The 26,833-nt window shown below is 68.5% G+C and carries 34 protein-coding genes; 23 read left to right on the top strand and 11 right to left on the bottom strand.

The features are described 5' to 3' along the window. Positions 1-265 precede the first annotated feature (265 nt). Entirely contained in the window at positions 266-607 is a 342-nt protein-coding gene (locus AC1DSZ_RS11750) for a hypothetical protein (RefSeq protein ID WP_188519943.1), read from the top strand. A 39-nt stretch (positions 608-646) separates the two neighbouring features. On the opposite strand, the gene AC1DSZ_RS11745 is transcribed toward AC1DSZ_RS11750, so the two are convergent. Next, positions 647-1,582: an FkbM family methyltransferase gene (locus AC1DSZ_RS11745; RefSeq protein WP_476838554.1), complete on the bottom strand. Its 936-nt coding sequence runs from the start codon at positions 1,580-1,582 to the stop codon at positions 647-649. 220 nt (positions 1,583-1,802) lie between these two features. Between AC1DSZ_RS11745 and AC1DSZ_RS11740 the strand changes: the two genes are divergently transcribed. After that, a complete protein-coding gene (locus AC1DSZ_RS11740; RefSeq protein WP_476838553.1) occupies positions 1,803-3,209 on the top strand; it encodes a DUF1521 domain-containing protein in 1,407 nt (468 codons plus the stop codon). A gap of 197 nt (positions 3,210-3,406) precedes the next feature. Here the strand turns inward: AC1DSZ_RS11740 and AC1DSZ_RS11735 are convergent, their stop codons facing one another. Further along, positions 3,407-3,745 carry a hypothetical protein gene (locus AC1DSZ_RS11735; protein WP_476838552.1) on the bottom strand — a complete coding sequence of 113 codons (339 nt, stop codon included), beginning with the start codon at positions 3,743-3,745 and terminating at the stop codon, positions 3,407-3,409. Positions 3,746-3,930: 185 nt separating this feature from the next. Here AC1DSZ_RS11735 and AC1DSZ_RS11730 point away from each other — a divergent pair, with 185 nt between their 5' ends. From AC1DSZ_RS11730 to AC1DSZ_RS11635, 20 genes are all read left to right on the top strand, one after another. Next, positions 3,931-4,326 (top strand): hypothetical protein, encoded by a 396-nt coding sequence (locus tag AC1DSZ_RS11730; RefSeq protein ID WP_476838551.1) that lies wholly within the window; start codon positions 3,931-3,933, stop codon positions 4,324-4,326. A gap of 2 nt (positions 4,327-4,328) precedes the next feature. After that, the gene (locus tag AC1DSZ_RS11725; protein ID WP_476838550.1) at positions 4,329-4,790 is read left to right on the top strand and encodes a hypothetical protein; all 462 of its coding nucleotides are present in this window, start codon (positions 4,329-4,331) and stop codon (positions 4,788-4,790) included. Further along, complete coding sequence (sctV, locus tag AC1DSZ_RS11720; RefSeq protein ID WP_476838549.1) at positions 4,790-6,883, top strand: type III secretion system export apparatus subunit SctV; 2,094 nt, start codon at positions 4,790-4,792, stop codon at positions 6,881-6,883. Before AC1DSZ_RS11725 ends, sctV begins: the two co-directional genes overlap by 1 nt. A gap of 88 nt (positions 6,884-6,971) precedes the next feature. Further along, a complete protein-coding gene (locus AC1DSZ_RS11715) occupies positions 6,972-7,355 on the top strand; it encodes a hypothetical protein (protein ID WP_476838548.1) in 384 nt (127 codons plus the stop codon). Next, entirely contained in the window at positions 7,345-7,521 is a 177-nt protein-coding gene (locus tag AC1DSZ_RS11710; protein WP_476838547.1) for a hypothetical protein, read from the top strand. Before AC1DSZ_RS11715 ends, AC1DSZ_RS11710 begins: the two co-directional genes overlap by 11 nt. A 24-nt stretch (positions 7,522-7,545) precedes the next feature. Beyond that, a complete protein-coding gene (locus AC1DSZ_RS11705; protein WP_476838546.1) occupies positions 7,546-7,989 on the top strand; it encodes a hypothetical protein in 444 nt (147 codons plus the stop codon). Then, a complete protein-coding gene (gene sctJ / locus AC1DSZ_RS11700) occupies positions 7,989-8,735 on the top strand; it encodes a type III secretion system inner membrane ring lipoprotein SctJ (RefSeq protein WP_476838545.1) in 747 nt (248 codons plus the stop codon). The genes AC1DSZ_RS11705 and sctJ overlap by 1 nt, the downstream gene beginning before the upstream one ends. Positions 8,736-8,896: 161 nt before the next feature. Then, positions 8,897-9,358, top strand: coding sequence for a hypothetical protein (locus tag AC1DSZ_RS11695; protein ID WP_476838544.1), 462 nt, complete (start codon positions 8,897-8,899; stop codon positions 9,356-9,358). 14 nt (positions 9,359-9,372) lie between these two features. Further along, positions 9,373-9,990: a FliH/SctL family protein gene (locus AC1DSZ_RS11690; RefSeq protein ID WP_476838543.1), complete on the top strand. Its 618-nt coding sequence runs from the start codon at positions 9,373-9,375 to the stop codon at positions 9,988-9,990. Between the two features lie 49 nt (positions 9,991-10,039). Beyond that, positions 10,040-11,338 (top strand): FliI/YscN family ATPase, encoded by a 1,299-nt coding sequence (locus tag AC1DSZ_RS11685; RefSeq protein ID WP_476838542.1) that lies wholly within the window; start codon positions 10,040-10,042, stop codon positions 11,336-11,338. Then, a complete protein-coding gene (locus tag AC1DSZ_RS11680; RefSeq protein ID WP_476838541.1) occupies positions 11,328-11,792 on the top strand; it encodes a hypothetical protein in 465 nt (154 codons plus the stop codon). Before AC1DSZ_RS11685 ends, AC1DSZ_RS11680 begins: the two co-directional genes overlap by 11 nt. Beyond that, entirely contained in the window at positions 11,789-12,742 is a 954-nt protein-coding gene (locus tag AC1DSZ_RS11675; protein WP_476838540.1) for a hypothetical protein, read from the top strand. The genes AC1DSZ_RS11680 and AC1DSZ_RS11675 overlap by 4 nt, the downstream gene beginning before the upstream one ends. Beyond that, positions 12,739-13,389 (top strand): type III secretion system export apparatus subunit SctR, encoded by a 651-nt coding sequence (gene sctR, locus AC1DSZ_RS11670; protein ID WP_476838539.1) that lies wholly within the window; start codon positions 12,739-12,741, stop codon positions 13,387-13,389. Before AC1DSZ_RS11675 ends, sctR begins: the two co-directional genes overlap by 4 nt. 7 nt (positions 13,390-13,396) lie before the next feature. Next, complete coding sequence (locus tag AC1DSZ_RS11665) at positions 13,397-13,666, top strand: EscS/YscS/HrcS family type III secretion system export apparatus protein (protein ID WP_476838538.1); 270 nt, start codon at positions 13,397-13,399, stop codon at positions 13,664-13,666. Between the two features lie 2 nt (positions 13,667-13,668). Beyond that, positions 13,669-14,469: an EscT/YscT/HrcT family type III secretion system export apparatus protein gene (locus AC1DSZ_RS11660; protein WP_476838537.1), complete on the top strand. Its 801-nt coding sequence runs from the start codon at positions 13,669-13,671 to the stop codon at positions 14,467-14,469. Between the two features lie 8 nt (positions 14,470-14,477). Further along, on the top strand, positions 14,478-15,518 hold the full coding sequence (locus AC1DSZ_RS11655) for an EscU/YscU/HrcU family type III secretion system export apparatus switch protein (RefSeq protein WP_476838536.1): 1,041 nt from the start codon (positions 14,478-14,480) through the stop codon (positions 15,516-15,518). A 69-nt stretch (positions 15,519-15,587) separates the two neighbouring features. Beyond that, positions 15,588-16,178 carry a hypothetical protein gene (locus tag AC1DSZ_RS11650; protein WP_476838535.1) on the top strand — a complete coding sequence of 197 codons (591 nt, stop codon included), beginning with the start codon at positions 15,588-15,590 and terminating at the stop codon, positions 16,176-16,178. Between the two features lie 138 nt (positions 16,179-16,316). After that, positions 16,317-16,610 (top strand): hypothetical protein, encoded by a 294-nt coding sequence (locus tag AC1DSZ_RS11645; protein WP_476838534.1) that lies wholly within the window; start codon positions 16,317-16,319, stop codon positions 16,608-16,610. 28 nt (positions 16,611-16,638) lie between these two features. Continuing rightward, the gene (locus AC1DSZ_RS11640; RefSeq protein ID WP_476838533.1) at positions 16,639-17,331 is read left to right on the top strand and encodes a response regulator; all 693 of its coding nucleotides are present in this window, start codon (positions 16,639-16,641) and stop codon (positions 17,329-17,331) included. 59 nt (positions 17,332-17,390) lie between these two features. Further along, the gene (locus tag AC1DSZ_RS11635; RefSeq protein ID WP_476838532.1) at positions 17,391-18,113 is read left to right on the top strand and encodes a hypothetical protein; all 723 of its coding nucleotides are present in this window, start codon (positions 17,391-17,393) and stop codon (positions 18,111-18,113) included. Between the two features lie 54 nt (positions 18,114-18,167). On the opposite strand, the gene AC1DSZ_RS11630 is transcribed toward AC1DSZ_RS11635, so the two are convergent. From AC1DSZ_RS11630 to AC1DSZ_RS11620, 3 genes are read right to left on the bottom strand one after another with little or no spacing between them, the layout of a single operon-like run. Further along, positions 18,168-19,058: a SctD/MshK family protein gene (locus AC1DSZ_RS11630; protein ID WP_476838531.1), complete on the bottom strand. Its 891-nt coding sequence runs from the start codon at positions 19,056-19,058 to the stop codon at positions 18,168-18,170. A 19-nt stretch (positions 19,059-19,077) separates the two neighbouring features. Continuing rightward, complete coding sequence (locus AC1DSZ_RS11625; RefSeq protein WP_476838530.1) at positions 19,078-19,263, bottom strand: hypothetical protein; 186 nt, start codon at positions 19,261-19,263, stop codon at positions 19,078-19,080. Positions 19,264-19,297: 34 nt separating this feature from the next. Then, entirely contained in the window at positions 19,298-20,449 is a 1,152-nt protein-coding gene (locus AC1DSZ_RS11620) for a DUF2336 domain-containing protein (RefSeq protein WP_476838529.1), read from the bottom strand. Between the two features lie 189 nt (positions 20,450-20,638). On the opposite strand from AC1DSZ_RS11620, the gene AC1DSZ_RS11615 reads away from it, so the two are divergent. Further along, positions 20,639-20,965 (top strand): NIPSNAP family protein, encoded by a 327-nt coding sequence (locus AC1DSZ_RS11615; protein WP_476838528.1) that lies wholly within the window; start codon positions 20,639-20,641, stop codon positions 20,963-20,965. A gap of 54 nt (positions 20,966-21,019) precedes the next feature. Here the strand turns inward: AC1DSZ_RS11615 and AC1DSZ_RS11610 are convergent, their stop codons facing one another. The 6 genes from AC1DSZ_RS11610 to AC1DSZ_RS11585 all read right to left on the bottom strand — a co-directional run bounded on the left by AC1DSZ_RS11610 (position 21,020) and on the right by AC1DSZ_RS11585 (position 26,818). Continuing rightward, a complete protein-coding gene (locus AC1DSZ_RS11610; RefSeq protein WP_476838527.1) occupies positions 21,020-21,814 on the bottom strand; it encodes an ABC transporter ATP-binding protein in 795 nt (264 codons plus the stop codon). After that, the gene (locus AC1DSZ_RS11605) at positions 21,811-22,662 is read right to left on the bottom strand and encodes an ABC transporter ATP-binding protein (protein WP_476838526.1); all 852 of its coding nucleotides are present in this window, start codon (positions 22,660-22,662) and stop codon (positions 21,811-21,813) included. The genes AC1DSZ_RS11610 and AC1DSZ_RS11605 overlap by 4 nt, the downstream gene beginning before the upstream one ends. Next, complete coding sequence (gene nikC / locus AC1DSZ_RS11600; protein WP_476838525.1) at positions 22,659-23,585, bottom strand: nickel transporter permease; 927 nt, start codon at positions 23,583-23,585, stop codon at positions 22,659-22,661. Before nikC ends, AC1DSZ_RS11605 begins: the two co-directional genes overlap by 4 nt. Before the next feature lie 13 nt (positions 23,586-23,598). After that, on the bottom strand, positions 23,599-24,666 hold the full coding sequence (locus AC1DSZ_RS11595) for an ABC transporter permease (RefSeq protein ID WP_476838524.1): 1,068 nt from the start codon (positions 24,664-24,666) through the stop codon (positions 23,599-23,601). Between the two features lie 6 nt (positions 24,667-24,672). Next, positions 24,673-26,277: an ABC transporter substrate-binding protein gene (locus tag AC1DSZ_RS11590; protein WP_476838523.1), complete on the bottom strand. Its 1,605-nt coding sequence runs from the start codon at positions 26,275-26,277 to the stop codon at positions 24,673-24,675. 103 nt (positions 26,278-26,380) lie between these two features. Further along, positions 26,381-26,818 carry an Lrp/AsnC family transcriptional regulator gene (locus AC1DSZ_RS11585; protein ID WP_476838522.1) on the bottom strand — a complete coding sequence of 146 codons (438 nt, stop codon included), beginning with the start codon at positions 26,816-26,818 and terminating at the stop codon, positions 26,381-26,383. Between the last annotated feature and the right edge of the window lie 15 nt (positions 26,819-26,833).

Genomic DNA, 26,833 nt, shown 5'->3' with positions numbered 1-26,833 from the left:
CCGTACATGGTGCACGGAGTCTTGCTGGACTCTATCGACCGGTCCCGAAAGCTCAAACGCATGGTCCGAATCTATCGATGAGTCTGCCCATGCGACGCAGGAAGTTGAGACGGTCGGGTCGACTCATCGCGCCCTCGGTCTCTATTTGCGAAGGGGTGAAATCGGACTCAGCGCCGAGTCGTTAACTTTTGTCTTTAAGGGATGGAAAGAAAAGACTACAAGCGAGTTCGTACAGCCGGGGGGTCTTTCCAGAGGGAGACTTACGATGGGCGAAGCTGCAGCGATCGCGGGAGCACCAAACGGAGTAGTCACTTCGGCTCCACCGCGTCCGGCGCCGAACGATACAGCCATACTCGACAGCCTGAGCCGGGTGTTGCTTGCAGACGCCAAGCAGACCTCCGACATGCCCCGCGGGCTGTTGGCGGAAAGCAAGCGTTTGCAAGCAGTTACGCGGGTCGTCAACGCTTATCACAGCTATCTGGCGACGGTGGCTGGCCGGCAGATGGACGAGATGACGACCGGCGACATCGCGCGCCTCGGCATGATCCTGAAGATCATCGAGGAGATCGAGGTCAACGATCGGGGCCGGCGCCTGTCGAACGGCTGATTTCACGGATCCCACGGCGCCCGGCCCTTGCGGGCCGGCTCAGCCGTCGTGGATCTGTCCGCCGTCGTACCCGCACGCGATGCGTCCCATTGCGGCGCGGAATGAGTCCGTGTCGATTTCGGCGCGCGCCGCCGCGAGCGCGTCGGGCGTAGCGGCGAGGCCGCGTCCGCGCACGAGGATCCGGGCGAGAGCGTCCGCATCCAGATGCGGCAGGTCGGCCCAAAGGCCTTTGGCCAGCACGCCCGCGAGGGCGTGGTCGGGATGCCGCGCGTTCTCGGGCGCGCGGCCGATCTCGTACATGTGCGTCGCGGATCCCCAGTCGACCCGTTCGGTGGGCAGGCGCTCGAAAATGTCCGGCCGCTCCTGCGCGACATAGAAGCGGTTCAACGTATCGAACAGTCGGAACCGGTAGCCCTGCGCGAGCAGGAAGGGCTCCCAACTCTCCCAGGCGCGCTCCCCGGCTCCGGGCGTCACGGCTTCGGCCACCACGATGGCCGGGCGGAATCTCCCCCAGTCGTTGCCGGCCAGCACATCCGCCTCGGCGCCTTCCACGTCGATCTTCAGAAAGTCGATCGCCGTGACGTGGTTGCGCTCGCATAGCGTCGCGAGCGTCACGCAGGGGAGCACCACGGTGGTGTAGGCGGCGCCGAAAGCGTCCGCCGCACGGGCGTGCTCCTCGACGGTGGTCGAGAAGCCGTGCAGGCGCTCGACCTGGTGGAAGCGGGTTTCGCCGTTTTCCCTGCCGATCAGGCCCTCATGAATGACGTCGCGCGGCCGCAGCCGCGGGTAGAGCGCCGCCAACTCGGCCTGCGGCTCCGCCACGATGCCGCGCCACCCGCGCTCGTAGAAGAACTGGCTGACATTGTCGGCCGTCGGGTGGCCGCCGCCCACGTCGATATAGAATCCCTGCGCCTGCCCCGGGAAGGCGAGGGAGAGGTGAATGTCTTCCAGGTTCTGGGCATAGGACAGCAGCATGAATCGCCTTTGCGCGGCCGAAGGCCGGGATCATGGCGCATTCCCGGGCCTGCGTCATGCGCGGCCGCAAGGTATGCAGCCGGCAAACAACTTCTGGTTGTTAAGTAGTCTACGCAGGTCTCTGTATTCGGAGCGGCTATCCGGAAACCTTCCTGAATGAGAAGTTAAGGACATGAGGAAGCAACGCCTCCTCCACGGTTTCGGGTAAGGGAGTACTACAATGTTGGGAAACATTCAGTCTGCGCAGTATTCGGGCGGAGCCTCGGGATCCAGCAAGGTCAGCGGGTCTGAGTTCAACCGTTCGGTTTCGAGCTGCGCCACGACGTCTTCGTCGGGTAACATCAGCTCCATCCTGAGCGACATCCGCAGCGAGCTCAAGACCATCGACAAGCTGCTGCAGCAGCTCGTGTCGCAGCTCGGCGGCGGCCAGGGCGGCTGCGGTTCGACCGGCGGCTCCGCGAACGGCGCTTCCTCGAACGGCGGCTCGGGCCAGGCGGACGCCGGCTCGGTGATCAAGGGCCTGCAGAGCGAGCTCAACTCCATCCAGACCACGCTGTCGCAGATCGGCGAGCAGCAGGGTTCGGGCCGCAGCCAGGGCCAGAACGGCGTCTATGGCGGCCAGCAGAGCGGCTACAACCCGCAGCCTTCGTCCATCGCGTACGGCGATGGCGGCTGCACCCGGCAGCCCCCGCCCTGCCCGACCCCGGATCACCCCCCGGTCGGTGGCCCCGGCGGCGACTGCAATGGCGGCCAGAACGGCGGCTTCATGTCGCGCGGCCATGGCCCGGACGACCTGCCGACCCAGATCCCGGCCCCGACCGGCGGCGGATGTTTCCCCCACCCGCGCCCGATTCCGCTGCCGATCCCCACGCCCATCCCGGTCGACTGCAAGCCGCCGACGCCGAAGCCCCCGGTCGATTGCCCGCCCACCTACATCCCGGTGGACGTGCCGAAGCCCCCGATCGACACCAAGCCCCCGGTCGATTGCCCCAAGCCGCCGATCGACACCAAGCCGCCGGTCGTCAAGCCCCCGGTGGACTGCCCCACGACCCCCCCGATCGTGGTGTGCACTCCCAAGCCCAAGCCTGACTGCGGTGACGACAAGTGGTCTGTCGGCGAGGTGAAGGACGGCAAGGGCGAGATCAAGCTCGGCAAGGACTACACGGTGAGCTTCGACGAGAGCAAAGAAGAGTTCATCGTCAAGAACAACTGCACCGGCGACACCACCCGCGTCTGGGGCGACCCCCATGTGGACGTGAAGAATGACGGCAAGAGCGACTGGGACTTCAAGAAGGACTCCACCTTCCAGCTGAAGGACGGCACCAAGATCACGGTCGGAACCGTGAATGGCGAGGGCAAGAAGGCTTCCGAGAACGACCACGTGAGCTACTCGTCCAAGCTGACCATCACCAAGGACGACAAGGCCATCACGGTAACCGGCCTCGCCGGCAACCATGACGGCAAGGACAACGTGAAGGTCACGACCTCCGGCCACGGCAAGCAGATCGACAAGGCCACCGATGACGGCGTGACCGTCAAGGAGAAGAAGGGCGGCTGGGACCTGAACGGCAAGACCGTCACCCAGGGCGACGTCGACAAGGCCGAGAAGGGCGTCAAGGCGCACTGATCCAAGCCTGATCTCCAAACATTCCGGGAGGGCGGTCGCGATGCGGCCGCCCTATCGGCGTTTCTGTTTGACCTCGCGGCTATGGCCGACAGAGCAGCGCCTCCCCCAACACCGCCGACGCAAAAAGCCGCCGCCCCGGGCAACCGGAGCGGCGGCTTTGCGACCCTTGCGGGGCGGTGGCGATCAGAGTTGGAGGATCAGAAGCGCCCGATGGTCGGGCAAGGCCCGCTGATCAACCGAAGCGGCGGCGGCTCGGCTTTGATACGGACCAGCGGACCGGGGAGCCGTTCACCGGGCCGGATCGCGCCGCAACTGACGACCTTCTCGCGCGGCGGCCGCGCCTGGACGGCCGTCATGCCGGTGATCGGGTTTTCCGGATCGTGCGGCCGGCGCTGCAGGGCCTCGCGGCCCGATGGCTGAGCCGCCGCTTCCCGGCCGGCCCGCAAGGCTTCGGCGAAGTCGGCGGAGCCGCCCTTCGCCCCTAGCGGGCTCGGCGCGGCGATGCGGCCTTGCCCCTGTATGGTGATGCTCATCACGGTTTTTCCGAGATCTACGATCCTTCTTCATCGCAGCCACGCGACGCGACCGCCATCCGAGGGAATTACCGAGATCTGCGTAGTCGCGTTAACGGTGCATTCACCATACCGGCGGTCATCCACCTGTCATTAAGCAATCCACAATCTGGCGGATGTCTATTTGGCCCCCGTCGAGGAGGCCGTCCGTGTCACGCTGGGATGCTGCGAAATCTGCCGAGCGCGGATCGACGCCGGACCGCATCCGCGCGGGCGCGTTCGAACCGCAGGTCCGCCCGGCCCAGCCCCGGCGGGAGCTTCCGGTCACGGCTGTCGCGCCGGCGACGCAGAAGCGCTTCATGCCGCGCGCCGAGGCGCCCGTCGAGAGCGTCAGGCTCATGGCCGCCGACCTCGCTCCCCTCGCGCGGCCCGCCGACGCGCTGATCGCCGACCTGTCGCGCATCGAGATGACCCTGTCGCGCCTCGGCGCGTCCCCGCAGGACAGCCAGTCCGTCGACATGGGCGCGGACGCCGTGCGGGAGGTTCTGCGCCGCATGCGCCTTGTGATCACGGCGGGCGACGCCCTGGTGACCGGGGAGCAATGACCATGACGGCCCGCTTCGCCGGCCTGGCCGCCCCCTCCCGGCCAAGGCCTTCACCCCTGATCCCGCCGGCCTTCGACCGGGCGGACGGCTTCGGGCCGCCGCCCCAGTCGGCCGTGCGCCCGCTCGCGCTCGCGGAGGCGGACCTTCGGCTGCTGAACGCCCTTGCGGCCCACCAGATCCGCTACGGCAAACCCGCCGAGGCGCTCGCGATGCTGCAGCTCACGGTGCGGCTCGCGCCCGGCGATGCGCAGAGCCTCCGGCTCCTGTCGGAAGCCTTCCTGGCGACGGGCGACGGCGAGACCGCGCACGCGGCCCATTTGGCCTACGAGGCGGCGGCCGCGCACGAAACCGCCACGGCGGGCTTCCAGCTGCGGCGCGCCCGCGTGATGACGGCGCTGCGCCGCTTCGGGGAGGCCGTCGAGGCCTTCACGCAGTTCGTCCAGTTGCGGCGGGCAGGTCGATGATGGAGTTCCTGACACGCACCCTCCACCGCATGCGCGGCCGGCAGGATCTCGCCCTGATCGCGATCCTGCTCACCGCCGTGCTGGTGATGATCATCCCGATGCCGACCTTGATGCTCGACGTGCTGATCGGGCTCAACATCACGATGACGATGGTGATCCTGATGGTGGCGCTCTACATCGAGCGCCCCACCAGCTTCTCGACGTTCCCGGCCGTGATCCTGATCGCCACGACGTTCAGGCTGTCGATCTCGATCTCGACGACCCGGACGATCCTCACCGAAGCCGACGGCGGCGACATCGTGGCCACGTTCGGCAACTTCGTCACCGGCGGCAACCTGGTGGTCGGGCTGGTGATCTTCCTGATCATCACGATCGTGCAGTTCGTGGTGATCACCAAGGGCGCCGAGCGCGTGGCCGAAGTGGCGGCCCGCTTCGTACTCGACGCCTTGCCGGGCCGGCAGATGAGCATCGACGCGGAGCTGCGCGCCGGCGACATCGACCCCGCCGAGGCGCGCGAGCGGCGGCGCAACCTCGACAAGGAAAACCAATTCTTCGGCGCCATGGACGGCGCGATGAAGTTCGTGAAGGGCGACGCCATCGCGGGCCTGCTGATCGTGGTCGTGAACCTCGTGGGCGGCATTGCGATCGGGGCCTTCCAGAAGGGCATGCCGCTCGGACAGGCCGCGTCCACCTATTCGCTTCTCACCATCGGCGACGGCCTCGTCGCGCAGGTGCCGGCGCTGCTGCTGGCGCTCTGCGCGGGAGCGATCGTGACTCGCGTCACCACGGAGGGCGGGGCCGACCTCGGCGGCGACATCGCGGCGGAGCTCGCCGGCAGCCAGCGCAGCATCGGGGCGGCCGGCGTGGTCGTGTCGGCCATCGGGCTCGTGCCGGGCTTTCCGGCGCTGCTGTTCTTCGCATTCGGCGGCGTCCTGATCTGGGTCGCGTGGTTCATGCCCGGCAAGGCGCCGGGCCGGCGCTCCGGGGCCGGGCGCGGTCGCGCGGCGGATGGCGCCAACGAAGCCGAACCGGTTTCTTCGGCCGAGTCGCATCCTCATGAGCGCCTCGTGATCCTTCTTGGCGCGAATAGTTTCGGCCGGCTCGACGGCAGGGCGTTCGCACAGGCGCGCGATGGCCGGACCGAAGCCTGCCGCCGGCGGCTCGGCATCCCGACGCCGCGGTTCGGGATCGAACTCGCCGACGCGCTGGCCCCAGACGCCGTGCGGGTGCTCTTCGACGGAGTGGCGCTGTTCGCCGAATCGGTGGCGGCGGATGCGGTGGTGCTGGAAGGCGATGGCGCGATCCTGGACGCCGCCGGCGTTCCGCGTCGTACTCTGGCGCGCGGCTGGCGACGGCCGTACGGCTTCTGGGTCGACGGCGCGGAGGCGGCGCGCCTCGTGGATGCGGGCCTGCGCGTCGTCACCTTCGCCGATCTCCTCGCGCATGCGGGCGTCGAGCATTTGAAGGCGCAGTCGGCGCTGACGCTCGGCTTCGAGGAAGCCCATGCGCTGTTCGCCGAATTGCGGAGCACGCATCCTCGCCTGGCCGAGCAGGCCGGCAACGCTGTGCCGATGCCGCGCATGCTGGACGTGATGCGTCGTCTCGCCGGCGAGCAGGTCCCGCTGGTACCCACCCAAACCTTTTTCGAGGCGCTCGCCGAATGGGGACAGCGCGAGACCGACGCGGCCGTGCTGGCCGAGCACGTGCGCCACGCCATGCGGCGGCAGATCTGCGACCAGATCGCGGACGCCAGCCGCGTCCTGCCCGCCTATGTGGTCGAGCCCGGCCTAGAGCAGCAGTTGCGCGAGTCGTTGCGCATGACCGAGTCGGGCGTGTTCCTGATGATGTCGAGCCGGCTCTCCAATACGCTCCTCGAGCAGATCGAGACCATCGTGCGGCCGGAGGATCCTGCCGCCGCGCCGCCCGTGGTGGTGACGGCGGTCGATCTTCGGCGTCATCTCGCACACTACCTGCGCTCGCACGATGTCGGCTTCGCGGTTCTGTCCTTCCAGGAGATCGCGCCTGAGTTCACGTGCCAGCCGGTCGGCACGCTGGTGGCGGAGCCCCGCGGCGAGTTGAGGTCGGTCGCATGAACGGGCCCCTCTACGTAGGCGCCTCGGCGCCCGGCGCGGATCACCCTGGCGGCGCGTTTGCGGCATCATGCGGCATCGGAGAACCGTGATGCCCAACCGCCATCTCGATCCCCATCCAGCGCAAGCGATCGCCCCGCAGGAACACTGCGCGCGTCCCTTCCGTGACCTCGCGGCCGACTATGTCGACGCCGTGAAGCGCGGCGCCTTGCGGCCGGACAGCGATCTCGCCCGCCTCGTGGAAGGTCGCGATCCGGCCGGGCGTTTCCGGACGCTCGGCCTCGCGATGCGCGACAAGGACCAGGGCCGCATGGCGGACGCGGTCGCCAAGCTGCGTACGCTGCGGTTCGCTAAACGCGAGGTCGCCGCACGGGCGGCCGAGCAGATCGAGCAACTCGCCGCGCTCGGCGGATCACAGACGAGCGGGCGCACACCCCCTTCAGACCCCACGAGGAGATCCCGTCATGGCTGGTGAAATCCAGGGCGCCGCGACCGGCGCCGCATCCACCGCGAACACGGCCGCTCTCAGCACGGGCGACGCCGAGGAACTGAACAAAATGGTGATGAAGTTCACCGAGAAGCTCGCCGACAGCGTCTTTACGAGCCTGTTCTCGTCGCTTCTCGCCGATGGCGGCGAATGACGCCATTCCGACGAGGGTAAACGCATGAGCATCCAGGCGATCGGCGCGGCGACGTCGCAACTCTCCGGCGCATCCGCGCAGGCGGCCACGCAGGCGCGTGGCGCGGCGGCTGACACGTTCAGGGTTGCGGCGGCATCGGTGCAGACGCAGGCCGCCGCGCCCGCACCGACCGGCTCGCTCACCGAGACGCTGGGCTCGGTGCACGACACGCTTCAGAGCCTTCGTCCGTCTCCGACGATGGGGGCGGATCCGATCGCCGGGCAGGTCGGCGAAATGCTTCCGTCTCCGTGGGTGAACTCCGGCGTGGCGCGGACGGGCGCGACGACCGGGGCCGAACCGCAGATGACGCCCGCCGACGGCTTCAAGGCGCTGGAGAAGAGCTACGACCATGCGATCTTCGTGAATCTCGTCAGCCAGGTCATGGGAGGCGTCTCCCATTCGGTCAGCACCCTCGTGCGGCAATCGTGATGCGTAACGCCCGGTCCATTCCCGGCGATACGGCTTTGGGCCGGCTGGCGCTGCGCATGCTCGTGGCGTTGGGCCTCGTGCTGGCGCTGGCGGGCTGCAAAGCCGATCTCTATGACGGCCTGCAAGAGCGCGAGGCGCTCGAGATCGTCGGCATCCTGCAGAACGCCGGCATCGAGGCCGGCCGAACCCGCGCCAAGGACGGCACCTACGCGCTCTCGGTGGAGCGGGACCAGACCACGCGGGCGATCAACGTGCTCAGCGCGCGGGGTCTGCCGCGCCAGCGCTTCGAATCGCTCGGCGGCATTTTTGACAGCAAGCGCATCGTCTCCACCCCGATGGAGGAGCGGGCGCGATTCATGTACGCGATGAACCAGGAACTGGCGAACAGCATCACGCAGATCGCCGGGGTTGTGTCGGCCCGGGTGCACGTGATGCTGCCGGAGGACTCGCCGCTGGAGAAGGACCGCCGTTCGCCCCGCGCGTCGGTGTTCATCTACCATCGCGCCGATCTCGACATGTCGCGCCATGTCGCCACCATCAAATACCTGGTGACCAACAGCGTGGCCGGGCTGAACTACGAAGACGTCGCGGTGGCGCTGTTTCCCTCCGCGCAGGGAACCGAACTCGGCCGGCAGCCGCTCTCGATCGGCAGCCTCGCGCCTTTCGGCGTGCTGGCTCTGCTCGGCCTCGGACTGGCGCTGTTTCGCCGCCCGCTCCTGCGTCTCATCGGTTCGCAGGGCCTTTGAGCATGCTCACGCTCCTGCACTCCACCGCCGCGGAGGCGCCCGAGCCGCCCTTCGCGAGCCTCGATCCGAGTTGGGCGGCCGACTGGGCGCCCAGCCTTGGCTCCGAACCCATGCGCGCCATGATCTCGCGCGATCCGCGGTTGCGCGAGCGCTTGCCGTCCATGCTGGCCCTGGCGCATCAGGCCGGCCGGCTCGAAGCAGCGGCGGTCAGCGCGGCGGACCTCGGCGCCTACGGCGCCTTCGTGGCCGATCCGGCGCGCTTTCGGCGCCTGCTCGGCCTCGCCTGGCATGCGCGGGCGCTCAGTCGCGTCATCGACGGCGACCTCCTGCGGGCGCAAGGCGGGCAGATCGATCCCAAGGACCTGCCCGTGGTGATGAGCTTCGCCGACATCGAAACCGAGTGCGAAGCGCTGCCGCAGCCGGGACGGCTTCTGCAGGCGGCCGAAACCGTCGCGTTGCGGCTCATTCAGGCCTGGGCGGCTGGCCTGCCGGCCGCCTATCGGGCCAGGATCGCGTTTTGTGTTCCAAAAAACGTCAATCCAAATTTTGACCAGTTAGAGTTCGAAAACCATTATCTGACATTGATCATCCATCGGGTCGCGGAGGCGTTGCGTCGCCCGTAAGGATGGAGGCACGGGTGGAGAGCGCGCAGAGTCTCTACAAGGGCCGTGTGATCAGGCGGCGCGACCCTGACCAGGCGCCTCTGTCGAGCGCCGCGGCGCCAGCCATTCCGCCCGCCGTCGAGACCGCCCAGAAGCAGGCCGCCGCGATCGTGGCGGCCGCGCGCGCCGAGGCCGAGGGACTGCTGGCCTCCGCCCGCGATGCGGCCGAAATCGAACTCGCCGGGAGGCTCGTCGAGCTGGACCGCGATTACCGGCGTGATCTCGTCGACCTGCAGCCGCGTCTGGCCGAGGTGGTGAGGCGCGCCGTCGAGGAAATCCTGGACGAAATGCCGCCGGCCGCCCTCGCGACCAAGCTGGTGAAGCGCGCCCTGCGCGACCTGCCGCATCGCGACGTGGTGCTGCGCTGTGCGCCCGGGGACGTGGAGCGCGCCGAGCTCGCCGCCAACGCCATCCGGGCTGACGGAGCGCGCGTGGTCCCGGCCGTGGCGGCGGACCCGCAGATGGAGGCCGGCGCCTGGCGGCTCGAAGCCGGCGGCGTCGCGATCGAGATCGGCGCGGGCGCGCAGGTCGAAATGCTCTCGGGCGTCCTCTCGGCCGCCCTGCAGGACGACATCCGCCTCGGGCCCGCATGAGCCCGCACCGATGACCGCCATGGGGGTTCTGGGACAAGCGACAGACAGGATGGCGGCCGGGATCGCCCGCCGGCCGCTGCGCCGCGCGGTGGGGCGATTGACCGAGATCGGCCCGGGTGGGCTCGTGACGACGTTGAGCGACCTGTCGGTCGGCGAGATCTGCCGGCTCGTTGAGTCAGGTGGGAGCGAGATTCTCGGGCAGGTGATCGCGCTGCGCGACGGGCGGGCGATCCTGGCGCCGCTTGGCGTGATCGACGGGCTGTCGTCGCGCACCGAAGTGCTGCCGCAGTACGACCCGTTCACGTTTCGCTGCGGAACCGGGATGCTGGGCGGCGTCTTCGACGGGCTAGGCCGCCCCATGGACGGCCGGCCGCTGGCGCGCGACGGACTGCAATCGCGCGGCGTCGCGCCGCGGTCCACGCCGCCGCTGGAGCGGCCGCTGATCTCGACGCCGATCCAGACCGGACTGCGCGTCATCGACGGGCTGAACACGCTTGGGGTGGGGCAGCGCATCGGCGTGTTCGGGCCGCCGGGCGGCGGCAAGTCCTCGCTGCTGGGGGCGCTCGCCCGCAACGCCTCGGCGGATGTGTGCGTGCTGGCGCTGATCGGCGAGCGCGGCCGCGAACTCCGGGAGTTCCTGGACCGGCAATTGCCGCCCGAGTTCCGCGACCGCTGCGTCGTGGTGGCGTCCACCTCCGACCGGCCCGCCATGGAGCGCGTCATCGGCGCGCATGTGGCGACCTCGGTGGCCGAGCATTTCCGCGAGCAGGGCGCGCATGTGCTGCTGCTGCTCGACAGCGTGACCCGCTTCGCCCGGGCGCTGCGCGAAGTGGGGCTCGCGGCCGGCGAGCAGCCGGTGCGGCGCGGCTTCACGCCCTCCGTCTACGCCGAGTTGCCGCGCCTGATCGAGCGCTGCGGCGGCGACCGGAATGGCGCCATCACGGCCATCTACACGGTGCTGCTGGAGAACGAGGGCTTTGGCGATCCCATCGCCGAGGAGGTGAAGAGCCTGGCCGACGGGCACATCCTGCTGGATTCCAGGCTCGGCCAGTCGGGCCACTACCCGGCCGTTGACGTGCTGGGCAGCGTCAGCCGCCTCATGGGCGAGATCGCGTCGCCCGAGCACCGCGCCGCGGCGTCGCGGTTCCGGGCCCTGCTGGCGCGCTACCGTGACATCGAGCTGCTCGTGCAGGTCGGCGAATACGCGGCCGGGTCCGATCCGCTGGCCGATGAGGCGCTGCGCCGGCGCGACGCCATGATGGACTTCCTGGTGCAGGCCGGGCGCGAGGCGACGCCGATGGGCGAGACGCTGGATCGCCTGCGCGCGGTGGTGGGCCATGACGAATAGCACCCGCACCCCGCTGGCGCGCATCCACGAACTCGCCCGCATGCGCGCCAGCGCGGCGCTGCAGCGCGTCGCCGCCGCCGAAACCCGCGCGACCGCGGCCCAGCGCGCCGCCGCGGCCGAGCGCGACGCGAAGGCCGAGTTGGCCGCCACGCAGGCCGACAGTCGCGCCGAGCGCATCGCCGGCATGCTGGCCGGCCCGGCGACGCCGGTGCGGCTGGCGCGCATCGGGCTGCAATACGACATCGACGTCGAGGACCTCGCCGCGCAGGACCGGCGCATCGCGCAGCGCCAAGCCGAAGCCGACGCCAAGCTGCGGGAGCTGGAGCGCGAGCGCGCCGAGGCCCGGATCGCCAACAACCGCGAGATCAAGCTCGGCGCCTCGCTGGAGCGGATCGGCCGGGGCGAGCGGCTGGCCGAGGAAGGCGCGTCCGACGAGGACGCGGGCGACCGATGACCATCCACGCCGCCCACCCCAGAGGCAGCCGGGGCCAGCCGCAGCGCCGCATCGCGGACCGGCTGGAGGAACTGTGGTTCGCGACCGCCTGGATCCTGCGGCTGGAGGCCGGCGGCGTCGATTTCGTGCTGCGCCCGCGCGCGCCGTCCGGGTCCTTGCCGAAGGGGCCCGCCATCGCGGGCGTGATCGGGTCCGACCGCTTCGCGCTGGTGCTGCCGGACGATCTCGTCGCCGCCACGCTGGCGCGGGCCCCCGAGCCGATCGGCTGGGATGCGCTGGCGCCGGCCGACGCCGCCCTGGTGCTGGAGTGCCTGCTCGGCGACGCGCTGGGCGCGCTTGAAACGCGCCTCGGGCTGCCGATCAGCCTCGAAAGCGTGATCCCGGCGATCGGCGCCACGGACGAGGGCGCGCTCACCTTCGAAATCATGACGCCGGGCGCGACCTACCCGTGCGCGGCCTTTCTGCACGGCCGCGAGCCGCGCGGCCGCATGGCGCAGGATCTTTTGCGGATCGTCGGCTGGGGCCCGGCCGTGATGCCCGGCCAATTGCTCGTCGTCGGCCCGGTCGATCTCGACGACGCCGAACTGGCCGACCTGCAGCCCGGCGACACCATCATGCTGGACGGAGCGGCCACCGAATTCCTCGACGGCGCGATCCTGTATGACGACGGCTCGGCGCGCCCGGTCACCATCCAGAGCGGCGCGGCCACGGTGACGGACGCCGAGATGGTGTCGTCCGCCCAGATGCAACGCGTCGGCGGCGTCGACCTGCTGATCGGCTCCGTGCGAGCGCCCGTGATGCCCGAGCCCGGCGCAGCGGCGCCATTCCGGTCGTTCGAGGATGGACGCGTGCGCCTGCGCCGCTTCGGCGCGGTGATCGCGCTGGGCGAACTCGTCGAGACGGATGGGCGGATCGGCCTGTCGATCAGCTCCGTGGAACCAGACCGATGAACCCGTCCGACAACCTCTTCGCCATCCTGCTGTTCGTGGCCGGGATGTCGTTTCTGCCGCTGATCGCCGTGACGGTGACGGGCTTCGCCAAGATCTCGATCGTGATCTTCATCGTCCGCAATGCGCTCGGCATCCAGCAATTGCCGCCCAACATCATCGTGTACGGGCTGTCGCTGATCCTGTCGGTCTACATCGCGATGCCGGTGATGAACACCGCCTACACGTCGGTGCGGGACGCGCGCCTCACCTACAAGACCTTCAGCGACTACGAGGAAGCCGGCGCGCGCGCGTCGAAGCCGCTGGAAACCTTTCTGCGCAAGCATACGGATCCGGCCAAGCTCACCTTCTTCGTCCAGTCCACGGGCAAGATCTGGGCTGGCGAGCGCGTGCCGCCGCTGGCCGAGAGCAGCCTCGCCGTGCTGGTGCCGGCCTTTCTGCTCACCGAGCTCACCAAGGCGTTCGAGATCGGGTTCCTGCTCTATCTGCCCTTCATGGCGATCGACATCATCGTCACCACCGTGCTGGTGGCGCTGGGGCTGATGATGATCCCGCCCAACACCATCGCGACGCCCTTCAAGCTGCTGCTCTTCACCTTCGTGGACGGCTGGACCAAGATCGTCCAGGGCCTCGTCCTCAGTTACATCTGAGGGCGCGATGGCCAACTCGACCCTGTCGCTGGCGCTGTATCGCATCCTGTTCGACTGCGTGGTCTTTGTCGGGCCGCCGCTGCTGATCGCCACCGTGGTGGTGTTCATCATCGGGCTGCTGCAGGCCGTCACGCAGTTGCAGGAGCAGACGCTGCCGCAGACCGTGAAGATCGTGGTGATCGGCTTCGTGCTGCTGGCCTTCGGCGGCGTGCTCGCGGGGCCGCTCTACGCGTCCACCAACGAGATCTTCACCAGCTTCTACCTGTACCGGCGCTGATCGTGGAGACGCTGCTCACGCCCGCGGTGGTGGACGCGCTCTACGCCAAGTTCAGCCTGCTGTCGCTCGCAATGGCGCGGCCCTTCGGCGTCACGCTGCTGTGCACGATCTTCGCCTGGGCGCATCTTAACTCGGGCCTGCTGCGCGCCGGCTTCGCGATGGCTCTGGCGCTGCCCTTCATGCAGCCGCTCTGGATGGGCACGCAGCCTTATCTCGCCGGGCTGGAAGGGCCGTTTCTCCTCTACATCGCCAAAGAGATGCTGATCGGCCTGCTGCTGGGCTTCCTGGTGTCGCTGCCGTTCGAAACGCTGGTCGCGGCGGGCGGCGTGATCGACAGCTACCGGGGGGCCACCGTCGGGGGCTCGTCGCCGAGCGGCGAAATCACCGCCTATGGGCAGATGTTCATCATCATGGGCCTCTGGCTCTTCGCCTCGCTCGGAGGTTTCTGGCTGCTGGCGGATCTTCTGTACCGCAGCTACGGCGTCTGGCCGGCCGGCGAGCTGCTGCCGCCCTTGTCGACCTCGGCGCTGCCGGCCTTGCTGGCGATGATCATGGGACTGATGCGCGCCACGCTCGTGATGGCGGGCCCGGCCGTGATCGTGATGATCGCGTGCGACCTCGTGTTCATGATCTCGGGCCGCCTCGGCAAGCAGCTCAACGTCGTGTTCCTGTCGGCCTCCGTGAAAGGCATGGCGATGCTGCTGATCGCGCCCCTGTTCGCGCTCGCGCTGGTGCGGCTGATCGGCCCCGCCGTCACGGCCGTCGACCCCGTCGAAACGGCGCTGCGCGCCCTGTTGCGGTGAGTTGAGCGATGTCGGGCGGATCCGAGGAGAAAACACTTCCCGCAACGTCGCGAAAGCTCGAGGAGAGCCGCCGCAAGGGACAGGTCGCGTCGAGCTCCGACTTCGTCGAGATGACGGTGCTGCTGGCCGGGCTCGCCTATGTGCTGAGCCAGGGCCAGGTGTTCCTGCGGCAGGCGCTGACCTGGTTCGACTTCGCCACAAAGGCGATCCGCGACCCGCACGCGCTGGCGGCAGGGTCCGTGCAGCGGATGGGCATGGACCTTCTCGGCTCCCTCGCGCCCCTCCTGGTGATCGTGGCCGGGGCCGGCGTGCTGGCCAATATCGGCCATAAGCGCGGGCCGGTGGTGTCGGCCGAGCCGCTGAAGCCCGACCTGCAGCGCATCAGCATCTCGGCAGGGTTCGGGCGCATCTTCAGCGCCAAGAGCGCCACCGAGTTCGGGATCACGCTGCTGCGCTGCGGAACCTGGTTCGTGGCCGCCGGCATCGCGGTCTGGGCCGTGCTCCCGACCGTGTTCAACGCCGCCACCTGCGGCGCGCCCTGCGTGCTTCAGAGCGGCTACGATCTCCTGAAGACCTTGCTGCTGATCGCGGTCGTGATCCTGATGGTGGCGGGCGCGCTGGACCTGCCGCTGCAGACCGCCTTCTTCCTGAAGGAGATGCGAATGTCGCATTCCGAGGTGAAGCAGGAAATGAAGCAGATGATGGGCGCGCCCGAGGTCCGTAGCCGCCGGCGCGAGGCGCATCAGGAGGCCGCGCGCGGCGTGGGCTCGCTCGGGCAGGCCAATGTGGTGGTGGTGAGCGCCGCCTACGCGGTGGCGCTCTGGTACGATCGCAACGAACAGCCCGTGCCGATCGTGATGGCCAAGGGTCGCGGCCCCAACGCCGACCGGATGATCGAGGCGGCCGGCCGGCTCGGCGTGCTGGTGGAGTCCGACCCGGATCTCGCGGTGGCGCTGTATGAATCGGGCGGCGTCGGCGCGCTGGTTCCGCAGCGCTGCTTCGACGCCGTGGCAGCGCTCTTGCTCAGAACCAACACGCTGCGTCTCTAAAGGGCCAGCTTGCGCGGGCGCTCGACGTCCGCGACAGTACGGCTCGAGCTGAGCCATGGTTCGGGAACGATGACGCTGGATAGCCGCAAGCCGAAGCGATTGCACGACGACGCAGGGCCCATCAGCCTGAAGCGCGTCGATGCCGCGCCTGCGGTTTCGGCTCGGGTGATCTCGGTCGAACTCCCCACCGTCTCGCCACCGCCCGAGGCCGCGCCAAGCTTCGAAACGGTCCGGATCGTTCCGCTTTTTCAATTACGCACGACCCTGGGTCGCCGTTTGGCCAGTTCGGCGCGTTGGACCGAGGCTTCTCCCGAACGCGCCACCGAGGCCCGTCGGGTCGTCGCGATCGCGGATGCGCTCAAGGCGACGCCGGCCGCCGCGGAGCCCGACATTGCGGTGATCCGGCGCGGCGGTTCGGGCGCGGCCATCGCGACTGTTTACTCGGTGCTGAACGGCGCGGTGTTCATGGACGCCGATACTTGCGGCGAATGGACGGAAGGGCGCGAGGATGCGGCATTCCTTCATGCGCTCGCCAACGCGCTGACGGCCCTGCGTGATCAGCAGTTGTTCCAGGGTGGCACGCGTGATCTCAAGTCTTTGTCCCGGCGCGATCGATGCATTGATCCGAGACATTCAAGTTCTCCGGCGAATTCTACTTAGAGTTGTACAATACAACCTGTGGTAATCAGTAATCCGTCTCAGTAGTTCGGATTCAGCACGGAACGCGATGGCACGTAAATCGCTGAAGGTTCTACGTACTCGCCCCCGATTGGGCGAGCATCGTGGAGAGCGTCGAAGATGCCAAGATTTCGGGCCGTTCTGATCTTCCCAGAGAACTCCGGCGAAGCGCGCTACGAGTTCGAAGCGCCTGCGACCTTCATGCAGGGATCCGCCACCCGGATCGTCGACGCTTTTCTGAACACGGTCGACGGCCTGGATCTGCCGGACGTCCCCGTCGATCACGAAATCAATTCAGCCAACGCCTACCGCTCGAGCGCCGCCGTCAGCGTGACCGCGACGGGTTCGATCACATTCCGCGCCGGAACGCCCGTTCCGTTCGTGCTGCTGATCTCGCCCGCCAAGCCCGTCTGATCCCGACCGCCGCACCGAGGAGCATCCCATGTCCAACGCCATTCGCATCGTGATCGCCGACGCCCACCCGATGATGCGCGAGGGACTCAAGGCCACGCTCGACAAGGTCGCGGATTTCAAGGTCGTGGCCGAGGCCGGAGACGGCTACGCGGCCGTGCTGGCCACCGCCAGCCACGCGGCCGACGTCGTGGTGCTCGACTCGGCGCTGCCGCGTCTCGACGGCTACGAGACGATCGTGCGGCTGCGGGCCCAGAACCCCGACCTGCGCATTCTCGTCAGCCTCAACGCCAACGAGACCTTCGACGTGCAGGAATTCGTGCAGGCCGGCGCCAACGGCATCCTGGCCCGCAACACGGCGGCTTCCGAGTTCACGACCGCGATCCGGGCCGTGGTGAATGGCGGCGCGTATTTCTCCAACGCGCTGGTTCTCAGCCTGATGAACCGCAGCCAGAAGAAGGGCGGCCAGGTCAACATGTATGGTCTCACCACCCGCGAGCTCGAGATCCTGCGCCAGATCGGGTCGGGCTTCAGCAACAAGGACATCGCTCGCCGGCTCGACCTCAGCGTTCGCACCGTGGAGACGCACCGTCTCAACATCCGCAAGAAGACCAATGCGACGCGCTTCAAGGACCTGCTCGAGATCGCCCGGCGGCTGGCGCCCGAGCGGAGTTCTCCGGCGAACATGCCGATGGTTGACGCAACGTTAACCATGATGATGTGACGATGGTTGACAGCTATCAGTTCGGCTCTTGAGCGCTACTCCCCATACGGACCCGCATTTTGCACACGCCCCTCCGATGTCCGACCTTCGCGGCGACGCGCGGCCTCCTGGCCGCGCTCGTGGCGTTGGGGACGTGGTCCACGGCGGCGGCGGGCGCCGAGCCCTTGCGGGGCAGTCTTGCGCAGGCCGGGGCCGTGCTGAACGCCGACCCGCCGGGCGCCATCCTCCCCTTGTCCACGCGCCAGGGCGCGGCTTCTCCCGCGCCAGCGGCCGCCGCCAGGATGCAGGCTGCGCCCGAGAGCGGTTTCGTGTTCGTGTTCGAGCAGGAGTTGCGTTCGTTTCTGGCCGACTATTGCCGCCATGTCGGCCTGCGGGCTGAAATCGACGGCGCGGTGCGGGGCCGGCTCAGCAAGGTCAAGTTGCCGCTCGACTTCCCCACGCTGATGAGCGAGCTGAACGGCCGTTTCGACATCGAATGGTACCTGGAAGGCGATTCGCTGCGGGTGACGCCGCGCAGCGAACTCACCACGCGGGTGATCAGCCTCAGGTCCGTGAGGCTCGACGATCTCAACGAGGCGCTCAAGAAAAGCGACCTCGATCCGGCCCGCTACCCGCTGCGCATGGTGAAGGACGCCGACGCGGTGATCGTCCGCGCGCCGGCGAGCTATGTGTCGCGCATCGTCGCCGTGGTGGAGACGCTCGGGCGCGGCAACAATGACGGCGTGATCCGGGTCATCCGCTACGGCGAGGAAAAGACCACGCCGCCGCCGCCCGCGAAATAGCGTGCGAGCTTCGCGGCTGGACGGCTTTCCTGATCAGAACTCGATCTTTCCAGATCAGAACTCGATCTTGCGGCTGAGCTTGTCCTTGGTGAGGACGATCCCCGAGCCGTCGATCTGGCTGACGCGCCAGCCACTCCCGAGCGTGCCGCCGATGCGCACCGTCTGGCCGTTGGTGAGAACGAGCTCGGGCTCGCCGTCCAGCCAGGCGCTGCGGATGTTGGCGCCGAGCACGTCCGAGACCTTGCCGACATTGTTGAGCAGCAACGGCGCGCCCGGGACGCTGTCGTTCCACTGGAGAACGCTGCGCCAGCGCGCGAGGCCGGCTTCGTCGACCTCGCCGGTCGCCACCACGGCCCCGGCCGGGCCGGATTCGGCCGTCACGGTTCCGCCCAGGTCCGCTTTGCGGATCCGGTCCTGCAGGGCGGCGATGTGCGCGGCCGGGTCGGTCGGCAGCGCGGCCAAAAAGGGCTGCGTTTCCGCCGGCCGGAACAGGGCCGCGGAGCTCGACGTGAGGGCGCTGACCAGCGGCCAGCCGACCAGAAGAAGAGCGGCCAGTCCGCCCAGCGCCAGCGCGGGGCGCCGGAGCGTCTCGAGCTCGAATTTGGGCTTCAACTCGATGGAGGCGCGTCCTGCCTCGATCGTAAGCGGCGCCTTGACGACCAGGTCGCGGCCGACGTCGACGATCCGGCCATTCACCCGGATCGGGGCGTCGAGCGGCTCGACGCGCACGGTCCCGAGCCACTCGTTGGTGATCTCGATCGCGAAATGCCGGTCCTGGAGCCCATCGCCGATCAGGACGATGTCGTTGTCGAGCCCCGAGCCAATCGTGGCCACGCCTTTGCGCAGCGCCGCCAGGGCGCCCGCGTGGGACCCTGACGTCACCTGCAAGGCTACGCCGCCCTCGATGGCGGCGCGCCTCGTCTGCAAGAGGTCGACCAGGCTCATGGGCTGCGGGGCTCCGTGCTCAGGTCTGCGGCTTCGACTTCGCGATGTTCAGCGCGTTCTGCTTTTCGGTCTCGATCTCACGAAGCTTGGTGGCGTTCGCGATGGCGGTGTCGAAGGACTGCGAGAGGCTGGAGAAGTCAGCGGTCGCGCCGCCGGCCGCCGTGGATGCACCCGTGCCGCCCGTACCGGAAATTGCGTCTGCCATGTCGATCTCCTGCTTTGCTCACCGGACTATTCGGTTATGCCGTCACCTTGCCACCCGCCGCCCGACTGCGGAATCCGTGCTGGGCGCCTAAGTAGTTTGAGCGGACGCGCGGTTCCGGGCGGGGGCGGCGCGCCGGCTCGCGGGCCGAGCGCCCGCTCATCTCGGACGAGACCCTGCGCATGAGCGCGAGCACGTCGTCCAGCTGGTCGCCCGCGCGCGTCTCGTAGCGGTCGAGCGCGCGCGCGATGGCCGCGCCTGCCTCGCCCGCCTCGCCGCGCACCTCCGCGGTGACGCACAGGGCCTGGAGCGCGCGCTCGGGCAGGCCCGCGCGCGCGCATAGGGCGCGGAAGGCGGGCCCGCCAGGCTCGCCCATGATGGCGCGCACGCGGTCGACCGAGACCGCGGCCAGGTTCGCGAGGCTGTGCTCGATGAGCGCGAAGGCGCCGCTCGCGGCCGCGCGCACGAGCAGCGCGGTGGTGAGGCGCCCGCGCGAGATCAGATGCGCGACCAGGTCGGGCGCGTCGCGGGCCGGGCACTCGGACGCGAGAGCGATCGTGGCGTGGTCCTGCTCGGCGCGGATGCGCTCGGACTCGACCTCCTGGGCGCGGCCGCCGGCCACGGGCGCCCGCCGGGCCGCCAACGCGCGCTCCACGATCTCCTGCCGCACGGTCACGGGCGCGTCCGGGCGCACGAAGATCGCGTCCAGCATCGGCCTGTCGGCGCCGAAGCGGGAAAGGAGGGTGGCGAAGACGGATTTCACCATGGCGGCGTCGCGGTTGGCGAGCAGCGTCAGGCAGGCTTCCCGCTCGCCCACGGCCGCTATGGCGGCGGACAGGGCGGCGCTGGGGCGCGGGCGCAGCGCGACCGCGCATTGCACGGCGGCGGGCGACAGGGCGACGAGGTCGACGAGCTCGGAATCGATCAGCACCGGCGTGGACGCCGCAACCTCGGCCGCGATAGCGGGCTTGTCATAGCAAAGCGCCATCACGAGGTGGTGCGGCGCGGTCGGGTCGGGCGCCAGTTCGCACGGCAGTGCGAGCCGGACGATCGGGGAGGGATCGTCGAGAACGCGGGTGAGGCCGGCCTCCACGTCACGGCGGCGCGCGTCGCCGCGGCCGAGCAGACGCCATTCGGCCGCGAGCCGGGCGACCGCGCGAACGCGCTCGCGCTGGGCGGCTTCACTCATCGGCATCATGCTGCGCATTCGATCCCGCCGCGTCCTCTCCGCGCCCATGGTCAACAGATCACAAACAAACACTTAACATTTGCTTGTAGCTGCGTCCCTCTCGCCAGCGCGGGGCCGCAACGCCATCGACGGCGCGAGATGATTGCGCGTAGGTTGTGACCCACCGCAGCCAAGGCATCCGAGAGGCCCATGATCTACGAAATGCGAAACTACCGCTGCCTTCCCGGGCGGCTGCCGGCGTTGCTGCGGCGCTTCGAGGATCACACGTTGCGGCTCTGGGAGCGCCACGGGATCAGGCAGGCCGGCTTCTGGACCTACGCGATCGGTCCGTCCAACAACGAGCTCGTCTATCTGGTGGCCTGGGAGTCCCTCGCCGACCGCGAGCGCAAGTGGGCGGCCTTCATGAACGACCCGGAGTGGATCGCGGCGCGCACGGCCTCGGAGGCGGACGGCCCCATCCTGGCCAATGTGGCGAACAGCTTCCTGCAGCCGACCGCGTTCTCTTCGGTTCGCTGATCCCGACGGCGGCGGCGACGAGACCCCGCTGCAGGCCGAGGGGCGAAGTGGCGCTCACGCCGCCTCGGGGCCGCCTCTCCGGAAACCCCTGGAGGCGACCATCAGGCGCTGGGTGTAGGGGTCGGAGACCCGGGACAGCGCGAGATCGTCGGCGGACAGTTCCTCCACGCGGCGGCCGCGCTGCATCACCATCAGGCGCTCGCACATGTGGGTGACGACCGCGAGGTCGTGGCTGACCAGCACGAAGGTCAGCCCGTGGCGGCGGCGCATCTCCTCCAGCAGGTTCAGCACTTCCGCCTGCACGGAGGCGTCCAGCGCCGAGGTCGGCTCGTCGAGCAGCAGGATCTGGGGCTCCAGGATCAGCGCGCGCGCGATCGCGACGCGTTGGCGCTGGCCGCCCGAGAGCTGGTGCGGGTAGCGGAAGCGAAACCCCTTGCCGAGGCCGACCTCGTCCAGCGCGCGCTCGATGCGCGTCTCGGCGTCGCCCATGCGGTGGATGGCGAGGGGCTCCGCCAAGGTGCGGTCGATGGTCTGGCGCGGATGGAGCGATCCGTAGGGATCCTGGAACACCATCTGGACGCGGCGGCGGAACTCGCGCGAGCCGGGGGCCGGAAGCGCGCCGGAGCGGTCGCCCGGCGGCGCGACCAGCGAGACCGAGCCGGCCGTACGGGGCGCGAGGCCGCAGACGGCGCGCAGGATGGTGGACTTGCCCGAACCGGATTCGCCCACGATGCCGAAGCTCTGGCCGGGCTCGACCCGGATCGAGACGTCGTCCACGGCCGTGAACTCGTCGTAGACGACGCTCAGGTTCTCGATCGCGAGGCCCGCGGCGGCGGGACGGGCCGTCACAGCGCCCACTCCGGGCGGCGGTCGAGCGTCGGCAGCGGATGGTGGTGCTCGCCCAGACGCGGCAGGCAGTTCACGAGGCCGCGCGTGTAGGGGTGCTTGGCGTCCTGCAGGCCGCCGGCCGAGAGCTCCTCGACGACCTTGCCGGCATACATCACCAGGATGCGGTCGCAGAAGGTCGAGACGAGCCGCAGGTCGTGCGAGATGAAGATCAGTCCCATACCGCGATCGGTCACCAGCCGGTCGAGGATGGCGAGAAGCTGCAACTGCACGGTGACGTCCAGCGCGGAAGTCGGCTCGTCGGCGATCAGCAGGTCGGGGTCGGCGATCAGCATCATGGCGATCATGGCGCGCTGGCCCATGCCGCCGGAGACTTCGTGCGGGTAGAGGTCGAACACGCGCTCGGGGTTGTCGATCTGCACCTGCCGCAGCGTCTCCAGGGCGCGCTCCCGCGCTTCCCGGCGCGACACGCGCGCATGGGCGTCGAGCGTCTCGACGATCTGGTCGCCGATGCTCATCACGGGGTTGAGCGAAAATTTCGGATCCTGCAGCACCATCGCGATGCGGCCGCCCCGCAGCGCGCGCCGCTGCTTGGCGGAGCTCTTCAGCAGGTCGATCCCGTCGAACTCCATCCGGTTGGCGCTGACGCGGCCCTCCGGGGCCGTGAGCCCCAGGATGGCGCGGCCGGTCTGCGACTTGCCGGAGCCGGACTCGCCCACGATGCCGAGCCGTTCGCGGCCGAGCCGGAACGAGACGCCGCGCACGGCCTCGGTGAGGCCGCCGTCGCGATTGGGAAAGGCGACGCGCAGGTCGTCCACGACGAGCATGTGCCGGGTTGCGGGCTCGTTCATTTCACACCCTTGGGATCGAGGGCGTCGCGCAGGCCGTCGCCGAGGAGGTTGAATGCGAGGCTGACCACGAAGATCGCAGCGCCCGGCGCGGCCGCGACCCACCACTGGTCAAGCACGTAGAGCCGGCCATTGGCGATCATCGCGCCCCATTCGGGGGTGGGCGGCTGGGCGCCGAGGCCCAGGAAGCCGAGCCCCGCGGCCGTGAGGATGATGCCCGCCATGTCGAGCGTCACACGCACGATCACGGAGGAAACGCAGAGCGGCATGATGTGGCGCAGCACGATTCGCCAAGGCGAGGCGCCCATCAACTTCACGGCGGAGATGTAGTCCGCCTGCCTGATCGTGAGCGTCTCGGCGCGGGCGATGCGCGCATAGGGCGGCCAGGACGTAATCGCGATCGCGATCACGGCGTTCTCGATCCCGGGTCCCAGCGCGGCCACGAAGGCCAGGGCGAGGATCAGGCGCGGGAAGGCCAGAAAGATGTCGGTGATGCGCATCAGCGCCGCATCGATGAGGCCGCCGGAATAGCCCGCCACCGTGCCGACGATCAGGCCGATCGGCGCGGCCAGGATGGCGACCAGCACGACGACGAACAGCGTGATCCGCGAGCCGTGGATGATGCGCGAAAGGATGTCGCGGCCCTGGTCGTCCGTGCCGAACCAGTGGGCGGCCGAGGGCGGCAGCAGCCGGGTGGTCCGCAGGTCGCCGATATAGGGCGAATAGGGGGCAAGCTGGTTTGCAAACAGCGCCACCAGCAAGAGCGCAATCACGATCGCGAGCCCCAGCATGGCGAGGCGGTTGCGCGAGAAGGTGCGCCAGCCGCCATAGGCGCGGCCGAGCGCAGCCTGCCGGCGCGACTGCGGCCGATCCGACATCAGCCATTCGCGCCAGCCTCCGGGTGACGGGGCGTTCACGGCGCTCATCGTGCTTTGGTCCTCATCGTGTTTTGGTCCTGGGATCGAGCAGCCGGTAGAGGATGTCCGACAGCAGGTTGAGGCCGATGAAGATGGAGCCGACCACGATGGTGCCGCCCAGCACGGCGTTCATGTCAGCGTTCTGCAGCGAGTTGGTGATGTAGAGGCCGAGACCCGGCCAGGCGAACACGGTTTCGGTGAGCACCGAGCCCTCCAGCAGGCCCGCATAGGAGAGCGCGATCACGGTCACGAGCGGCACCATGGCGTTGCGCAGGGCATGGCGCCAGATGATGCGCGTCTCGGTGAGCCCCTTGGCGCGGGCCGCGATCACGTATTCCTGGTTCAGCTCGTTGAGCATGAAGGAGCGCGTCATCCGGCTGATATAGGCGAGCGAGAAATAGCCGAGCAGCGACGCCGGCAGGATGAGGTGCGAGAAGGCGTTGCCGAACGCCTCCCACTCGCCAGCCATTGCGGTGTCGAGCAGCATGAAGCCGGTGACGGGCGTGAGCGAGTACTCGTAGGCGACGTCGATGCGGCCGGGGCCGCCGACCCAGCCGAGCCGGGCGTAGAACACGAGCAGGCCCATGAGGCCGAGCCAGAAAATCGGCACCGAATAGCCGATTAACCCCATCACGCGCACGAGCTGGTCGGCGAGGCCGCCGCGGCGAACGGCGGCCCAGACGCCGAGCGGGACGCCGAGGCCGGCGCCCATGATGGTGCCGAGCGTGGCGAGCTCGATGGTCGCCGGAAAAGCCCGGCGGATGTCCTGCATCACCGGGTTGGACGTCAGCACCGAGACGCCGAAGTCGCCCTGCAGCACCTTGCGGCAATAGATGAAGAACTGCTCCCACAGGGGCTTGTTGAGACCCATCTCCTCGCGCACGCGCTGGATGACGTGCTCGGGCGCGCGGTCTCCCACGACGGCCAGCACGGGGTCGATCGGGATCACGCGGCCGATGAAGAAGGTCACGGCCAGAAGGCCGAGATAGGTAAGGAAGATAACGAGAAGAAAGCGCCCGACCGTATCGGCGCCGCGCAGGAGGCGGGCGCTGCGGCGCCCGCCTCCCCGTGATTGTTCAGCGATCGTCATGACGCCTTACTGCTTCGTCACCTTGAACATGTAGGTGGCGTCCGAGGTCGGGCCGATCTTCAGGTTCTCGACATTGGCCCGGTAGGCCGCCACTTCGTTCATCTGGTAGATCAACACGAAGGGGCTGGTCTGCCGGAACTCGGCCTGCATCTCCGTGTACATCCCCTTGCGCTTCTCGGTGTCGCGCTCCAGGGCGGCGGCGTCGGCCTTCTTGGTCAGCTCCGGGATGGCCCAGGCGTTGCGCCAGGCGAGCGGCTTGGACTTGGCGTCGTCAGAGTTATCCGGGTTGCGCGCGAAGGTGTCGGCGTTGGTGTGGGGATCCCAGTAATCCGCGCCCCACTGGCCGATATACATGTCGTGCGTGCGGGCGCGGTACTTGGTGAGCGTCTGCTTGCCGTCGCCCGGGATGATCTCGATGTCGATGCCGGCGCGCTTGGCGGTCTGCTGCACGGCTTCGGCGATGCCCTGCACGGGCTGCACGGTGCGCACGTCCATCGTGATCTTGAAGCCGTTCGGCAGGCCCGCCTTGGCGAGCAGGCCCTTGGCCTTGTCGACGTCAAGCTTGAAGGGCTTCTCGGTGGAGGCGCCGAGCAGCCCGACGGGCAGGAAGTTCTGGTGAACGATGCCGATGTTCTTGATCAGCGTGTCGCCGATGGCGTCGTAGTCGACCAGCCACTTCATGGCTTCGCGCACCTCGGGCTTGGCGAGGTTCGGGTTCTTCTGGTTGAGGCTGATGTAGTAGACCGTGCCCTTGGGGGTGCCGGTCTCCTTGATGTCCTTGTTGGACTTCAGGGCGTCGAGATCCTGCGGCGTCAGGTTGCGGGCGATGTCGGCGTCGCCCTTCTCCAGCAGAAGCCGCTGCGTGGCCGCTTCCTTGACGTGACGGTAGATCACGCGCGCAAGCTTGGATTTCTCGCCGTAGTAGTTGTCGTTGCGCTCCATCGCGAGAATTTCGTTGGCGCGCCACTCGCGGATCTTGAGCGGGCCGGAGCCGGCGTAGTTGGTCTTCAGCCACGCGTAGCCGAGGTCGCCGTTCTGCTCCTTCGACATCACCAGCTTCTTGTCCAGGATGGCGGCGACGTTGGCGGTCATGCAGTTGAGGACGAAGCTCGGCGCGTAGGCCTTGTCGGTCTCGAGCGTGACGGTGAGCGGGCCCGTGGCCTTCACCTTGTCCTTCACGTTGTCCTTGGTGAGGCCGAACTGGGTGAGGATGAACGCGGGCGTCTTGTCGAGAATCACGGCGCGCTGCAGCGAGAAGGCGACGTCCTCGGCCGTGACCGGGTTGCCGGACGCGAACTTGGCTCCTTCGCGCAGCTCAAACGTGAAGGTCTTGCCGTCCGGCGAGGCGGTCCAGGACTTGGCGAGATCGGGCAGCAGCTTGGAGGGGTCGTTGACGTCGTAGCGCAGGAGGCGGTCGTAGGAATTGCCCATGAACTCGCCGGCCGAGATCTCGAAGGATTCGGCGGGGTCCATCGTGATCGTGTCGTCGAACGCCCAAACGACAACCAGCGTGTCCTTGGGGGTGGCCGCCATTGCTGAGCCGGCCATAAGCACGGCGAACGCCGCCGCGCCGATCAGGCCGCCAGTTTTGCGAAATCCAGAGTTCTGCATTGTGATCGCCTTCGTGTCGCAACGATTGCACGTTCTTGCCGCCCAACCTTAGTTGCATTCCGGGCCGTAGCCTACAGGCGCACGCGCATGAAAATGAAGCGCTTCAGAGCCGGGCGCGGGTGCTGCGCGGCGTGGCCAGCAACAGGGTCGTCTCCGAGGCCGTGATGCCGGGCACGAGGCGCAGGCGCCGCAGCACCGCGTCGAGATCGGTCAGGCTTTCGGCCGAGAGCTCCACCACGATGTCCCAGCGACCATTGGTGGTGTGCACGGCGCCGATCTCCGGAAAGCCGCCCAGCGCGTCCACGACCTTGTCGAGCATGCGGCCCTCGACCTCGATCATCGCCAGCCCGCGCACCGGCTGGGCCACCGTGTCGGCCCGCAGCACCACCGTGTAGCCGATGATGACGCCGGTCTGCTCCAGCCGCTCGACGCGCGAGCGCACGGTGGCGCGGGAGAGGCCGAGCTCAGTCGCCATATCCGAGATGCTGCGGCGGCCGTCGTGCCGCAGGATCGAGACAAGGCGTTCGTCGATGCCGTCCATGGATCTTCCACTCTG

Source organism: Alsobacter sp. P4_H11 (assembly GCF_056400925.1).
The sequence above is the reverse complement of the archived record's forward strand: the minus strand, read 5'-3'. Positions and strand labels throughout refer to the sequence as shown.